This window comes from Arthrospira sp. PCC 8006 (genome assembly GCF_046480465.1).
GTDB lineage: Bacteria > Cyanobacteriota > Cyanobacteriia > Cyanobacteriales > Microcoleaceae > Limnospira > Limnospira platensis.
The window spans coordinates 1-15,497 of record NZ_PKGG01000120.1 but is presented as its reverse complement, the minus strand read 5'-3'; the positions used below and the strand labels follow the sequence as shown (position 1 = coordinate 15,497).

At 44.9% G+C, this 15,497-nt stretch carries 9 protein-coding genes; 5 read left to right on the top strand and 4 right to left on the bottom strand.

The features are described 5' to 3' along the window. Window positions 1-348: 348 nt before the first annotated feature. Window positions 349-3,003: a DNA topoisomerase (ATP-hydrolyzing) subunit A gene (gene gyrA / locus B9T16_RS16815; protein ID WP_410245305.1), complete on the bottom strand. Its 2,655-nt coding sequence runs from the start codon at window positions 3,001-3,003 to the stop codon at window positions 349-351. A gap of 200 nt (window positions 3,004-3,203) precedes the next feature. Between gyrA and B9T16_RS16810 the strand changes: the two genes are divergently transcribed. Together B9T16_RS16810 and uvrB are read left to right on the top strand one after the other, a co-directional pair. Further along, window positions 3,204-4,130, top strand: a complete 927-nt coding sequence (locus B9T16_RS16810; protein WP_410245304.1) for a histone deacetylase — start codon at window positions 3,204-3,206, stop codon at window positions 4,128-4,130. Window positions 4,131-4,209: 79 nt separating this feature from the next. Next, complete coding sequence (uvrB, locus tag B9T16_RS16805) at window positions 4,210-6,207, top strand: excinuclease ABC subunit UvrB (RefSeq protein WP_410245303.1); 1,998 nt, start codon at window positions 4,210-4,212, stop codon at window positions 6,205-6,207. Window positions 6,208-6,451: 244 nt separating this feature from the next. Here the strand turns inward: uvrB and B9T16_RS16800 are convergent, their stop codons facing one another. Further along, on the bottom strand, window positions 6,452-7,804 hold the full coding sequence (locus tag B9T16_RS16800) for an MATE family efflux transporter (protein WP_231851943.1): 1,353 nt from the start codon (window positions 7,802-7,804) through the stop codon (window positions 6,452-6,454). Between the two features lie 276 nt (window positions 7,805-8,080). On the opposite strand from B9T16_RS16800, the gene B9T16_RS16795 reads away from it, so the two are divergent. Then, window positions 8,081-8,845 carry a phycobilisome rod-core linker polypeptide gene (locus B9T16_RS16795; protein ID WP_006617749.1) on the top strand — a complete coding sequence of 255 codons (765 nt, stop codon included), beginning with the start codon at window positions 8,081-8,083 and terminating at the stop codon, window positions 8,843-8,845. Window positions 8,846-9,013: 168 nt separating this feature from the next. Further along, window positions 9,014-9,829 carry a Uma2 family endonuclease gene (locus B9T16_RS16790; protein ID WP_006617750.1) on the top strand — a complete coding sequence of 272 codons (816 nt, stop codon included), beginning with the start codon at window positions 9,014-9,016 and terminating at the stop codon, window positions 9,827-9,829. Between the two features lie 50 nt (window positions 9,830-9,879). Here the strand turns inward: B9T16_RS16790 and cutA are convergent, their stop codons facing one another. Together cutA and B9T16_RS16780 are read right to left on the bottom strand one after the other, a co-directional pair. Then, the gene (gene cutA, locus B9T16_RS16785) at window positions 9,880-10,203 is read right to left on the bottom strand and encodes a divalent-cation tolerance protein CutA (protein ID WP_006617751.1); all 324 of its coding nucleotides are present in this window, start codon (window positions 10,201-10,203) and stop codon (window positions 9,880-9,882) included. 20 nt (window positions 10,204-10,223) lie between these two features. Beyond that, complete coding sequence (locus B9T16_RS16780; RefSeq protein WP_006617752.1) at window positions 10,224-11,111, bottom strand: pentapeptide repeat-containing protein; 888 nt, start codon at window positions 11,109-11,111, stop codon at window positions 10,224-10,226. A gap of 243 nt (window positions 11,112-11,354) precedes the next feature. On the opposite strand from B9T16_RS16780, the gene B9T16_RS16775 reads away from it, so the two are divergent. Next, window positions 11,355-15,497 (top strand): DUF490 domain-containing protein (locus B9T16_RS16775; protein WP_410245302.1); only part of this gene is annotated, 4,143 nt, incomplete at its 3' end.

Below are 15,497 nucleotides of genomic sequence, written 5' to 3'. Positions count from 1 at the left end.
CCAACAAAAGCCCACAGAGAGTAGGTCGTGTGAAACCCAACAAAAGCCAATTAACCGGAGAGTAGTTAGTTTTTACAAACCTAAGTAAATGTATTAAATATAGCCAAAATCAGGCAGAATAAAGCTGCCATGACTTTGGTTATATCGATGTGAAAGGGCACTACTTGGGTTTCTGATCTGATTATAACCTATACTGCCAGATTTTTCTATCCGATTTGTGCAACTTTTTGAGGCTCATGGACTGTAGAAACCTCGAAATTGATATATTGAATTGATACATAAAAAAATCCCCCCTAACCTTATTAGCGGGAAATGGGGGGGGTAGTAGGGTTTTTAGGTTGTCAGGGTTCAGTTATTAACTTGTTCAAATTCAACCTCAGTATCAGGGTCAATATCAACTTCGGTATCGTCCCCTTCACCAGATAAAGGGACTAAAGCGACAGCAGCGATCGCATCTTCCTTATCCAAGCGTTGTACCCGCACCCCTGTAGCATTGCGGGACTGTCGAGAAATAGCACTAATCACCTGACGAATAATAATTCCCCGGCTGGTAATTAACATCAATTCATCAGTATTATGTACCACCTGAAGCGCTACCACACAATCACCAGATAAATGGGGTTTAAACTTAGTAGCAATAATTCCTTGTCCGGCGCGATTTTGTAAGCGGAATTGAGACACAGGAACCCGTTTTCCATAACCCCTAGTAGTAATCACCAAAATCGAAACCCCATCAGGTTCAACCTCAGTAGTAGCTAGTTCTTCCGAGGAATCCATATCTTCCACATCTTCAACCGCAGTAGTATTTTCCTCCTCTTCTATTTCCGGTTCTTCACCCCCCAATTGAGGAATAGTAGCCACAATAAAACTAGGGAGAATATCCATACCAATGAGTTCATCATTTGGTTTTAGTTTCATAGATTTAACCCCACGGGTAGCGCGACCGAGGGGTCGTAATTGTTTGTCATCAGTATGGAAATGAATAGCCATACCTAGGCGAGAACCGATAATAATGCTATCATCTACCCTGGCACTGCGTACCCAGCGCAACTCATCTCCTTCATTTAAGGAAATGGCAATTAATCCATTAGAACGGATATTGCTAAAAGCGGAAAGGGCAGTTTTTTTGATATAACCACCCTTAGTTAGCATCACCAAATATTCATCGTTGGTAAATTCCCCAACCGCCACCAAAGAGGTAATTTTCTCATCCCGAGGAATTGGCAACATTTGCACAATCGGCACCCCCCTAGCGATGCGAGACCCGATAGGTATTTGATAGGCTTTTAAACAGTAAGCTACCCCCCGTTCAGTAAAGAATAGAATACTGTCATGGTCGCGACAACTCAAGAAATGTTTAACCCCATCATCCTCCTTCATTTTGGTACCAGATTTACCGCGAGTCGCGCGATTTTGAGCCTCAAAAGTATTAACTGGCATCCGTTTAATGTAGCCTTGTTCAGTGAGGAGAATAATCGCCTTTTCATTGGCAATTAAATCCGTATCTTCCAGCTCACTTTCTTCGAGTTCAATTTCCGTCCGCCGGGGTGTGCCGTGACGTTCTTTAATTTGTATTGCTTCCTGCTCAACAATTTCTAAAATCCGTTCTCGGCGATTTAAAATATCGTTGAGGTCAGCAATTTTCTCCAAAAGTTCTTGATGTTCTTGGTCAATTTTCTGAGCTTCCAAGGCGGTTAAACGTCGCAGTTGCATTTGTAAAATCGCATCAGCTTGTGGTTCAGAAAGTCCGAACCTTTCGATTAGCTCTTGTTTGGCTGTAGGGCTATCAGCAGCATGGCGAATTAGGGCAATAATTGCATCCAGATTATCGAGAGCAATTAATAATCCTTGCAGGAGGTGATCACGTTCTTCGGCTTTGCGTTTTTCATATTCAGTACGCCGCCGGATAGTGTGGATGCGGAAGTCTAGGAAAACATGGAGATATCGCTTGAGGGTAAGCAATTCTGGTTTTCCGTTAACTAGGGCTAACATATTAGCGCCGAAGTTAGCCTGAAGGGGAGTTTGTTTATAAAGGTTGTTGAGAACCACCCTAGGATAGGCATCTCGTCGGAGTTCCACGACGATCCGCATCCCTTCACGATCGCTTTCATCTCGGATATCTGATATCCCCTCCAGGCGCTTCTCATTCACCATTTCGGCGATTTTTTCGATTAAAGCGGCTTTGTTGGTTTGGTAGGGTAACTCGGTGATGATAATAGCTTCGCGGTCTGGTCGTCCTCGGTGTTCAATGGTTTCAATTTGGGCAACTCCCCGCATGGTGATAGAACCCCGTCCGGTGGTGTAGGCTTCCCGAATACCAGAGCGTCCGAGAATTTTCGCCCCGGTGGGGAAGTCAGGACCAGGGATATAGCGCATTAGTTCGATGTCAGTAATTTCGGGATTATGAATTACCGCGACTAAGCCATCGACTAACTCATTGAGGTTATGGGGGGGGATGTTAGTTGCCATTCCGACGGCGATACCGGAGGAACCGTTGAGCAACAGTTGAGGAATGCGGGCCGGAAGCACTAGGGGTTCTTGTTGGGAACCGTCAAAGTTATCGCCAAAATCTACGGTATCCGAGTCGATATCCCGCAACATGGCTTCGGAGGTGAGGTAGTGTAGGCGACATTCCGTGTATCGCATGGCGGCGGGGGGGTCATTATCGACGGACCCAAAGTTCCCGTGACCTTGAATTAGGGGCGATCGCATCGAAAATTCCTGAGCCATCCGCACTAGGGCATCGTAAACGGCTGTATCACCGTGGGGGTGATATTTACCCAGAACCTCCCCTACAACCCGGGCGCACTTCCGAAAGGGGCGATCGGGCATTAGGCCTAGTTCATTCATGGCATACAGGATGCGACGATGGACTGGTTTAAACCCATCCCTGGCATCTGGCAGCGCCCGACCTACAATGACGCTCATGGCGTATTCGAGATAGGATTGCTGCATCTCGTTCCGCAAATCCGTTGGGATAATTCGGGATTCGGAAGCGCTCATAGAATTTAAAACTCCATTAGTATTGCAAAAACTGTCGCTTTTTTGTGAAATAATCAGATCAAATAAATTGATTTTCGATTATTATTTGAAAACGCGCGACTAGGCTATAAAATTATAGCATAGTTTTCACACATTTTTGAGGGGAATCCCTCTCGGCCCTGTTGCCTTTTTGTCCCCTATTGTTAGCCCCGGCACGGTCAATGTTAACTGTTATCTACTCTGACGAATTTCTGGAACACAAAACGGGTTTATTTCATCCTGAACGACCCGAACGCCTGAAAGCGATCGTCCAAGGTTTGCGGGCCGCCCCTTGGAGTGACCAACTAACTTGGCTGTCACCCACTCCGGTACAAGACCGCCAAAGCCTGATTATGCAAGTCCTCAAGGCTGTTCACACCGACTCCCATATTGACAGGATTAAAAATATTGCCAGTGCTGGCGGCGGCCATCTTGACGGCGATACTCCCATTTCTGAGGAGAGTTACCAGGTGGCGCTATTGGCGATCAGTGCTTGGTTAGATGGTGTCGATCGCACTTTGACTACCGCCAGACCTAGTTTTATTTTAGCCCGTCCCCCCGGACATCATGCCGAAGCGGGTCTGGGTATGGGGTTCTGTTTGTTTTCTAATGCGGCGATCGCTGCTCATTATGCCATTCAACAGCCTGGTATCAACCGGGTTGCTATTCTTGATTGGGACGTTCACCACGGTAACGGAACCCAAAGCCTGGTCGAAAATCACCCCCAAATGGCTTACTGTTCCCTTCATCAGTCCCCCTGTTATCCCGGAACTGGCTACCCMCAAGAAAAAGGTCAATATAATAATGTTTTAAATATCCCGATGTCTCCCGGTAGTACCATGGCATTATACCAGCCAGCTTTTGAACATAAAGTTATCCCTTTTTTACAAAATTTTCAGCCAGATTTATTAATTGTCAGTGCTGGATATGATGCCAATCAAGCTGACCCCTTAGCCAGTATTTCCTTACAGCCGGAAGATTTTGGGGTTTTTACCGACTATTGCTGCCAAATAACCAGCAAAATTGTGTTAGGATTAGAAGGGGGATATGATTTAAAATCTTTGGCGGATTCAGTGGTGGCAACTATAGAATCTTGCTTAAATCATTAATCCTTCCCCCTCCGTTCAGCAATTAACTCCCGCCACAACCAACTATCAAATAGTATCTGAAATAATATCAAATTGAACTATGGTCAAATTTGAGTTAAAAGCACCCTTTCAACCTACAGGAGATCAACCATTAGCGATCGCCCAATTAATTAACAGCATCAAATCCGGTCATCCTAAAACCACCCTATTAGGCGCAACTGGAACCGGAAAAACCTTTACCATTGCCGCCACCATAGCCCAATTAGGTCGCCCTACCCTAGTCCTCGCCCATAACAAAACCCTCGCCGCCCAACTCTGCAATGAACTGCGGGAATTTTTCCCTAACAATGCCGTTGAATACTTTATCAGCTATTACGACTATTATCAACCGGAAGCCTATATTCCCGTTTCCGACACTTATATAGAAAAAACAGCCTCAATTAACGATGAAATTGATATGCTGAGACACTCAGCTACTCGGTCATTATTTGAAAGGCGAGATGTAATCGTCGTAGCTTCCATTAGCTGTATTTATGGGTTAGGAATACCCACCGAATACCTCAACGCCGCCATTCCTCTACGGGTAGGAGAAGACCGAGACCAACGCCAACTTTTGCGAGATCTAGCCTCTATTCAATATAGCCGCAATGACACCGAAATCACTCGCGGACGCTTCCGAGTTCGCGGAGATGTCTTAGAAATTGGACCCGCCTATGAAGACCGCATAATTAGGGTGGAATTTTTCGGGGATGAAATTGATGCAATTCGTTATATTGACCCCGTAACCGGAGAAGTCTTACAGAGTTTAGAAACATTAAACATATACCCCGCGCGCCACTTTGTGACTCCCGGAGATAGGTTAGATGCTGCTTGTGATGCTATTGCTGCTGAACTTAAACAACAGTTAGCCGAGTTAGAAAAAGCTGGTAAACTTTGGGAAGCCCAACGCCTAGATCAACGCACTCGCTATGACTTGGAAATGCTGCGAGAAGTGGGATATTGTAATGGTGTGGAAAACTACTCTCGTCACCTCGCTGGAAGGCTTCCCGGTTCCCCTCCTGAGTGTTTGGTGGACTATTTTCCTGATGATTGGTTATTGGTGGTCGATGAGTCTCATGTGACGGTTCCTCAAATTCGGGCTATGTATAATGGCGACCAAGCTAGAAAAAAGGTGCTAATTGAACATGGTTTTCGTCTCCCTAGTGCGGCGGATAATCGACCTTTGAAATCTGAGGAATTTTGGCAAAAAGTTAAACAGTGTATTTTAGTCTCGGCGACACCAGGAGATTGGGAAATTGCACAATCTCAAGGTCAGGTGATTGAACAAGTTATTAGACCAACCGGGGTAGTTGACCCAGAAATATTTGTCCGTCCGACTACAGGACAGGTGGATGATTTAATCGCTGAAATTAAGGAAAGAATCCCCAGAAATGAACGGGTTTTAGTGACGACTTTAACTAAGCGAATGGCGGAGGATTTAACTGAGTATTTCCAAGATAGGGGGATTCGTGTCAGATATCTACATTCGGAAATACAGTCCATTCAGCGCATTGAGATTATTCAGTCTTTACAAGAAGGTGAATTTGATGTGTTAATTGGGGTTAATTTATTGCGGGAAGGTTTGGATTTACCACAGGTGTCTCTGGTGGCTATTTTGGATGCGGATAAGGAAGGATTTTTGCGCGCGGAAAGGTCTCTGATTCAAACTATTGGGAGGGCGGCGCGTCACGTTCGCGGTCAGGCGATTTTGTATGCTGATAATATGACGGACAGCATGAGCAAGGCGATCGCCGAAACTAACCGACGGCGAACAATTCAGTTGGAGTATAATCAAAAATATGGGATTATCCCTAAATCTATTGTCAAAAGTTCCAGTAATGCCATTTTGGCGTTTTTGGATGTCTCCAGACGCTTAAATTCTCAACAAATTGATCTCGCTTGTCAACAGGTGGATGATTTACCCCTGGAAGAAATACCAACTTTAATTGAACAGTTGGAGGTTCGCATGAAGGAGGCGGCGCAACAGTTGGAGTTTGAGGAGGCGGCTAAATTTCGCGATCGCATTCGCATTTTACGCGATAAATTAGTTGGTCGTTAATTGATTTTTAGGACTCAGCGGCTGGGCCAAAAAAAAATTTTTCTCGGCGCGCCCCCGCGCTTTTTTTTTCAGAAAACCCTATCTTTTTGGGGGAGTCCGTGCTATACTATAAGATAATTGGAATATTTGCGAAAATATTATTTTTGCTCAAATTCCATTATTTAATATACTCCTATCATAGCCGAGTAGCGCCGCCCTGTCAACCCCTTTTCACTTGGGCGGCCGGGCCATTTTAAAAAAAAAGCTATTCTATGACAACTGGATCAGCCGATCGCAATTGCCAAGTTTTGCAAGTCCAAAAATAAGCGCCAATACCGACAAGTAAATTAGCAATACAAGCGGCGGCAAAAATGCCTTTAACTCCCCACCAGAGACTACCCAAATAAGCCAAAGGAACATAAAGTAATAACATCCGGGTAATAGTCATCATCAAAGATGGTAAAGGCTTACCCAAAGCATTAAAAGTAGAACTAGCGATGAACATGAGACCCATAGTTCCATAACTAACGGGAACGAGGGTGAGGTAACTAGCAGCGATCGCGACTACATTGGGATTTTGATCAAAAGCGGTAGCGATTTGTTCAGAACTAGCAGCCAAAATAAGAGTTAATAGGACTCCCCAAAATATACAAAACAGGAAAGACTGTCGGATAGCAGTGTGTACGCGATGATAAAGTTGAGCGCCCCAATTTTGACCAACAAAAGGACCAATACTAGCAGAGAGTGCCATAATCACAATTAAAGCGAAAGCCTCGACTCGGGTAGCAATACCAAAACCAGCGACGGCTTCGGCCCCCTCTGTAGCGACCAAACCTGTAACGACGGCGGTAGAAATAGGGGTAATCATATTGGTTCCGGTAGCGGGAATACCAACATGAAGAATTTGTCGCCAGTCGGACAATAGGTCTTTGGGGGTGGGAAGTTTCCAGAGGAGCATTTTTTCGCGGAAATGCAGGAAGAAGACGGAAGCGATTAAAGTGGTAGCGCGACCGATAACAGTAGCGATCGCGGCTCCCCGCAGTCCCATGGCTGGTATAGTAGCAAAGCCAAAGATAAATATGGGGTCAAGGATAATATTAACGACAGCAGCGACAGTCATAATCACACTAGGAACGAAGGTATTACCCGCCGCGCGAATAGCGCTAGTCCCGACCATAGGAACCACCAGAAAAATGACACCCCCATACCAAATGGTCATATACTCGCGGATAAATGGCAAGATATCAGGACTGGCTCCCAAGGCTTTAAACACGGGGTTAATGGTGCTGATACCGAGGACGACCAAGACACTAACCATAAGCAGAGACAGACTGAGAGAGTTAGTGGTGAGGCGGCGGACGCGATCGGGTTCTCCCTCCCCAATAGCCCTAGCAATGACAGAAGCAGCGCCTATCCCCAGTCCCATAGATACGCTTCCTAATAGGGTGACTACTGGAAAGGTAAAACTCATCGCGGCTAGTTGTCGGGTTCCCAACTTAGCGACGAAGTAGGTATCTGCTAGGCTAAAGGCAATAATGGCAAACACTCCCCAAATCATTGGTAGAGTGAGGTTAATCAGGGTAGATGTAACAGATCCTTGGGTTAATGTTCCTTTCATAGGGCCAGCGGCTTTGAGCATATTTACAAAAGTTTACCAAAAAAAAAGGGTTGAAGCTAGGCGGTAGGTGGTAGTGGCTCTATTAGTGTTTGGGGGAAGATTGCTAAAATGTTACATATTATTGCAGAGCTTCATAAAAGTTAGACTGCGATCGCCTCAATCCCCTAATCTGTAAGCATGGTATATTGATGCCAGTATGCTAAATCCCAATCATCCTGGGATTGCTCATTGGCGATAACTGATAAACAATGCTGACGTTTTAGAATAAGGAGATTAATGGTGCCCCTTCCATTATTAAGCTACACTACCACGAGTTTCAATACTCGTGTTGCTGGATATGAAGTTCCAGGTGATGAGCAGCCCCAAATTTATACGGCTGAAAATATGCCTTCGGGTTCTGAGTGGGACACTCTGATCTGGGCGGCCTATCGGCAAATCTTTAGTGAGCATCAAATGCTCAAAAGCAATCGCCAAACCTTCCTGGAGTCCCAACTCAAGTTTGGTCAGATCACCGTCCGTGACTTTATTGGTGGGTTAGCGACTTCGGCTCCTTTCTTGGAGAGGAACTACCAAACCAACAGCAACTACCGCTTTGCGGAAATGTGCGTTCAGCGAATTCTCGGTCGTGATGTTTACAACGAACGGGAAAAAATCGCTTGGTCAATTGTGATTGCTAACAAAGGACCGAAGGGCTTCATTGAGGAACTACTCAATAGCGACGAATACCTGGATAACTTCGGATATGATACAGTTCCTTATCAACGTCGTCGGGTTCTGCCTCAGCGCAATGTGGGCGAAACACCCTTTAACCTGAAGACTCCCCGGTACAATGAATACCACCGGACCCAGTTGGGATTCCCCCAAGTTATCTGGCAAACTTCTGTCCGTCGCTTTGTTCCCCAAGAGAAGCAACCGAAAGCTGGCGATCCCGCCAACTTCCTGGCTATGGCGAAGCAGGTTTCTCGTCCTGCCAACACAGTAACTCGGGTTGCCCTTGGTAGCATCAATTTTGACACCATGGTTCCTTACCGTCAGCGCTAATAGGATCTAATCCTTAGTTAAGTGGGATTGACAGTCGCTGCCAAAAGTTAGATATTCGGAGTTTTTGACCCTAGTGGTTAAGGCTCTTGATGTCTAGCATTTGGCGGCGAATTTTTTGATGGGGGCGATCGCTATAATAACAATAATGTTAATCATCCCTAATTTATTATGGCTCTCCAGATTGTTGAGTTGGAGATTACTTGGGAAAAACTTCCCGATGATTTTATTCTACCGGACGATCCTGTGGACAATATTAATCAACCGGCTTTAGCTGTAGCGTTGACTGATAGTTTAGCTGTGGCTGGTAAACTGAGCCCATTGAGTATCACGCCGACCAATTATGGGATCTGTGCTACCCTGAACGGTAAAATTGTGGTGAAAGCGCCGGACTGGGCGTTTATTCCAGAAATTCGGGTTGAGCGATCGCAGGTTGAACGCAGCTATACTCCTGAGTTGCAGGGGGCGCGTCCGATTATAGTTATGGAATTTCTCTGTGATACTGACGGGGGGGAATATTCGATTAAGCCTACCTATCCGCCAGGAAAATGGTTTTTTTATGAACGGGTGTTAGAGGTGCCTTACTATGGGATTTTTGACCCCAAAACTGGTAAGTTAGAACTTTATCGCCTTGATGAACAGGGATTCTATCAAATACAAGAACCACTAGATAATGGACGATATGCGATCGCTCCCATGGAACTGTTTTTAGGGGTTTGGGAAGGAACCCGCGAAAACCGTAACGGTTACTGGTTGCGCTGGTGGAATGAAGCCGGAGAGTTGCTGCTTTGGGGTATTGAATTGGTCGCCCAAGAACGCCAACGGGCTGAAGCAGAAAGTCAACGGGCTGAAGTTGAAAGCCAACGGGCTGAAACTGAAAGTCAACGGGCTGAAGTTGAAAGCCAACGGGCTGATGCTGAACGCCAACGGGCTGAACGTTTCATGGAACAACTGCGACAGGCTGGTATTGAGCCTTTAGACAATTAGTTTAGAGGAATTTTTAACCACTAGGTAGGGGCGTAAATATTTCGCCCCTGTCATGTGGGGTCTATTTGTTGTGAAATCCATTCTAAATAGGAGGGGGAACCTGCGACAATTGGTAAGGCGATAATTTCCGGCACTTCATAGGAATGAACCTCGGCGACCTTATCCGCCAAAGCGTCAAACTGATTCAGGTCAGTTTTAATAATTAATTGCCATTCATCGGATGAGCAGATCTCACCTTTCCAGGTGTAAACTGAATGGATGGGCATTAAACCTACACAGGCGGCTAGTTTTCCCTCGACTAAAGTATGGGCGATCGCCTCTGCTTCAGTCCGGGAACTTGCCGTTACTAATACTATACCATATTGAGCCACCATATCAATTATACCACAAACATCTAAACTTGAGACTGAGAAAGTGTTAAACAGCACAACTGTTCTAAATCTAGATATAAGCGAAAAGACAATGGTAAAATTGCCTCACAGAAATTAGCCTCTTTTACCTCGACTCCCAGTAATTTAGCCTCGCGCAAATCAGCATTTAGGAAATTAGCCCCCGACAATTTAGAACCATTCAGATCAGCATAACTCAAGCAAGCATTTTCTAAATTAGCGCCTCTTAAATCGGCATTTTCTAACTGGGAACCTAGGAGTTTAGCAGAACTGAGATTAGCCCTAATCAAGTTAGTTCCGGTCAAATTAGAACCACAAAGCCTAGCGTTACTCAAGTTAACACCATTCAAATCTAGGCGACTCAAATTAACACCATTCATATAAGCATTTTGCAAGTTAACATCAGTGAGCCTGGTTCCAAATAACTTAGCGCCACTGAGTCGCACACCATTGAGATTAGTATATCTCAAATCACTGCCAGTCAAATTAGCCCCCCGCAGATTAGCAAATTGCAGGTTAGCACCACATAAGTTAGAATTAGGGAGACTAGCGCCACGCAAATTAGTACCGGCCAAACTTGCGCCACTGAGTTGGACACCAGGTAGTTTGGCTTTGACTAAAAAAGCACCGTTTAAAGTGGCTTTGGTTAACTCAGCTTCGACCAGCTTGGCTTCGTTCATTTTAGCAAAACTCAGGTTGGCACGGTGTAAATTTGCACCATTTAACTTAACACGACTTAAAAATGAGCGAGTCAGGTTAGCACCTGTGAGGTTACTTCTCGATAGGTTAACACCTATGAGAATTACCCCTGTCAAGTCTACGCCACTGAGATCGACTCCTGTAAAGTCGGTTTGGCCTTGTTCGTAAAGTCTTAAAAGATGGCTGACGTTCATGAAAAAGTAACTCCGGCTACCTCTGATTATTTATCTAAGCACGGAAATTTAACAAAGTTTTTATATTTTTGTGTTGTTTGAATTTATGGAAAAGTTGCAATTATGGGGGTAGGACGAGAAATTATGACCGAGAGTGGGGTTAACGAGGGTCTAACCGCCAGAAAATTTATACACTCGAGTTAGGCTGTGATAAGCTACCCTTTCGGGATAAGGACTTCCGTTCAATCACGGAGATTGAGAAACATGATCAATACCCCATTACCAGACCCAGAAGACAACCCAACCTCGGTCAAACGTTGGCGGCGTTGGCTAATTTGGGGAAGTGTTGGCTTAGGTCTTACTTCTGTGGCGATCGCTGGTGGTGTAAGCTGGTTTCTACATTATCGTTTAGCCTCTACCATCGCTACAGCCCTAGAGGGGACTCTCGATAGACCTGTAGAAGTCGGACCTGTTGAACGCTTTGGGATTATTAGTGTTCGTTTTGGACGGTCTGTGATTCCTCCTACAGATACTGATCCCAATACCGCCTCAGTTGAAGCGATCGAAGCCAGCATCTCTATTATATCACTATTAACGCCAACTGTCGGCTTAAATCTCAGGGTGATTAATCCGGAAGTTTATCTTGAACAAGACGAACTCGGAAATTGGATTAGGACTGAGATAGCGCCGGGGGATGAAAGTCCTGTGGATGTGGAAATTGGCTCAATTGTCATTGAGAATGCTAATGTTAGACTCATGCCTCAAACTCTGCTGACGGCTGAGGTGACAGAAGATGCGATCGCTCTTAATGTCGATCGCCTGATTTTAGATATCAGTGACGGTAACGATCGCATCAGAACCAACCTTATAGGTAATTTCCAGGCAGGTGGAAACATACGGGTTAGATCCGATGGCATCCTATCTGCTGGAGATTTCGATACCACTATCACAGCTAATGGTCTTAATCTACCACAATTAGGATTATTAGTCAATACCCCTGGTTTAATTTTAGGGGAGGGAGAAGCGGATGCCCAATTAAGGGTAAAATTGGCGAATTTTCAACCGACTGGTATTTGGGGAAATCTGCAACTTAGGGAAGTACAAGCAATATTAGCAACCCTTTCGGAACCTGTGACTATCACGAATGCTGATCTCAGGTTTCAGGAGAGGGAGGCGACTGTGGAGACCCTAGAAATAGCTTGGGGTGATTTAGGATTAAGTAGCCAAGGGACAATCAGAACTAATACAGAATTTGACTGGTTACAAACAGAATTCGATTTACAAGCCAATTTGCTACCTGTGAGTTTGGCGACGTTATTAGAAACGGCGGATAAAGAATTAGGGGAACCTCTAGTTTTACCTGTTCAGGTAGCGGGGGAAGTTACGGCTGATATTAACTTAACGGGAAGCCTACAACAGCCTCTGGTAGAAATAGCGATCGCTACCACAGAAGACACGCAAATAGATCGGGTAATTTTTAGCGAAATTTCCCTAGACATAGCTATCGATCCAGAACTGGATCAGCAGTTAAATTTAGTAGCAGATCCAAGCCTGACGATTAACAATTTAAGGATTAAACCGATAAGCCGGGGAGAAATTAGCGGTGATGGTAGTATTGAATTAACGGGACTGACGGAGTTAATTCGCGCCGCCACTTTGACGACGGCATCACAGGGAGAATCAGTTTTACAGCCAACAGTAGAATTTACGGTAGATATTGATAGTCTATATTTAGATGCGATCGCCAGTCTATATGAACTTCCGAATAATACTAAATTAGGGGATATGTTCGCGACGGGTAAAGTTTCAGGTTCCCTAGATAACCCCCAAGCGGATATTAACTTTAATCTCGCCAATGGAACCTTGCCGATTTTGGGTTCTAGTCAAATCACCAAAAATCAGTTAACTGCGAATATAGCCATAGCAGAGGGGAGAGTAAATGCGAATGTGCAACTAGCGGATAATAATAATTGGATAGCCACGCTGAACGCGAATGAATTAGGCTTAGATCCTCTGGTCAGATTAGGATTACCTCTAGCCAACTTACCCCCAGAGTTGCAGCTAATTATCGGACAAATTGACCTGAGACAAGATAAATTAAACCTAGACACGACCATCACAGGTCAACTGGATAAACTGAACCTAAACGACATCATCGCCAATGGTAATGTTAACCTAACGATCGCTAACGGAGAAATCAACAGTGATTTCAGTTTAATAGGTGGACAATTGGGGGCAGATTTTAGAGGAAATGACCTAAATCTACCGCAAATTATAGATATCGGATTACCCCTAATAAACTTACCGCCAGAAACTCTTATCCAACTGCAAACCCTAGATTTCAGCAATGGAACCGTGCAAACTAGAGGAGTTGTGGCGGCGGACTTGAATAATTTATCAGCGAATAATATCACAGCTAATGCTATCGGTGATATCAATTTGGGGAATATGGGAGGGGTGATATCTTTCCGAGAAACTCGCCTGATAAATGGGGAGTTTAACTTGGAGTTGGAGGCGAATAGTGTGCGATTGAATCCTTGGTTAAATGTAGCCAGCAATTTGGGGAATTTACCACCGGAAACCAGGGAAACATTGAGGCGATCGCCAGAGTTAAGAAACAGTAGCTTAAATGGAGTGATGATAGCCGGGGGAAATCTGAATAATCTTAATCAGATTAAAGGTAGTGTAAATGGATTAGTTAACCTTCCCCAATTAGGTGGAGAAATCACCGCCAGAGGCGAAATTGATGGGGGGGACTTTGAGGGAACGATCATCAGTAATAATCTGCCTTTAAATCCCCTAATCAACTTAGGATTACCTTTAGCTAATTTACCGGCGAATGTAGTGGCAGAAATTCGCAATTTAGACCTAGACAACCCACAACTACAAGGGGAAACCCGGTTTAGTGGAAACCTAGCCAGCATCACCCCAGAAGCCCTAACTATTAGTTTAGACGGACAGTTAAACTTAGGGAGAGATGGGATAATCAAAGGGGTTGGGAGGACTGAAGGAGGTAAATGGAATGCGAATATAATAGGCGATCGCATTGCCTTAAATCGCTTTTCACAATTAGTAGAAAATCTCACGGGAATCGAAACCGCCCTCAGACCGACGGGATTACTTAACCAAGCCGAAAATATGCCGTTATTACGAGGGTTGTTAGATACGGAATTAAATGCTAGAGGTTCAGTGACAGAATTTAACCCTGCTACCCTGGAAGCCACCAGCAAACTAAGACTTACCGAATTACCAATAATTCGCCAACCTTTTGAAGCCATAGCGAGACTTAACAACGGACAAGTGAACATTGACCAAGCCGAAACTCCCCAATTTGGTGCTAACGGTTTATTAGCGCTAGAATTTAGTGGAAGTGGAGTTCCCAGTTTAGCCAATGTCGATCTAAATTTACGGGTATCTAACTTTGATTTAAACTCGCCTTTAGTAGAACCCCTCTTAGCCAACCTTCCCTCGGAAATACTACAGGGAGAAGTGCCACCTGTGGCGGGTAATGTGAGTTTTGAAGGTCAGTTAAAAGGTGCGATTTCCGCGTTAAATTTACAGGGTGATGTCAGGCTAGAAAATTTTGCGATGCGGTCTCTCAGCTTTGACCGAGTAATGACCGGAACTTTAAGAGTAGGACTAGGTGGCGGCGGTGTGAACTTAGCCTTATCAGGTCAACAGGACAAAATCGAGTTAGTATTAGACGATCGCTTTTTACCGACTGCATTTTTAGTACAGCGAGGAAATGCGATCGCCAAAGGAACCACCCCCAGCCTAAACCAGCTACAAATTACCCTAGAAGATTTCCCCATAGACCAATTAGGAATATACCCCATAGTAGCCGAAGGTTATGGTAATTTAGGAGGCGACTTAGCCGTAATATTAAACATTACTAATCTCGCCAGTTTAGACATTAATCAAATAGGCGCAACTGGTGAAATTAGCGTCCAAAACCCCAGTTTAGGTCATATAGAAGCCGATAGCTTCACCATTACTCAACTCAACCTTAGCGGCGGTCAATTTAGCTTTAATGACGGGGAACTTCGCCTAGGAGAAACCCAAGTTTTCATAGTAGGACAAGCCAACCTAGGTGCTATTATAGCGCAGGTTCCCGACTCCCCGGAAGAACCCCAATTTCAAGCTAATATCAGGGTTCCCCAAGGTAGACTACAAGATATATTTACCGCCTTAGAATGGTTCGAGTTAAGTGATATCGCCAACGGTCTCCAACAACCCCAACGCGGCACTGCAGCGGACCTAGAAACCGTGGCGGTAGGATTATCTGAGACAGCGACCCTAAACCAACAGCTACAGCGTTGGGCAGAAATTAACGCCCTATTGGCACAATGGGAAATCAAACAGAAGGAGAATGCTTCGCCATTTCCGCCCCTAGACCAAGTAAATGCC

Coding starts and splice junctions, on each gene's coding strand:
- B9T16_RS16800 (WP_231851943.1), bottom strand. CDS start 7,804: ATGAAAGGAACATTAACCCAAGGATCTGTTACATCTACCCTGATTAAC.
- B9T16_RS16795 (WP_006617749.1), top strand. CDS start 8,081: ATGGTGCCCCTTCCATTATTAAGCTACACTACCACGAGTTTCAATACT.
- gyrA (WP_410245305.1), bottom strand. CDS start 3,003: ATGAGCGCTTCCGAATCCCGAATTATCCCAACGGATTTGCGGAACGAG.
- B9T16_RS16790 (WP_006617750.1), top strand. CDS start 9,014: ATGGCTCTCCAGATTGTTGAGTTGGAGATTACTTGGGAAAAACTTCCC.
- cutA (WP_006617751.1), bottom strand. CDS start 10,203: ATGGTGGCTCAATATGGTATAGTATTAGTAACGGCAAGTTCCCGGACT.
- B9T16_RS16780 (WP_006617752.1), bottom strand. CDS start 11,111: ATGAACGTCAGCCATCTTTTAAGACTTTACGAACAAGGCCAAACCGAC.
- uvrB (WP_410245303.1), top strand. CDS start 4,210: ATGGTCAAATTTGAGTTAAAAGCACCCTTTCAACCTACAGGAGATCAA.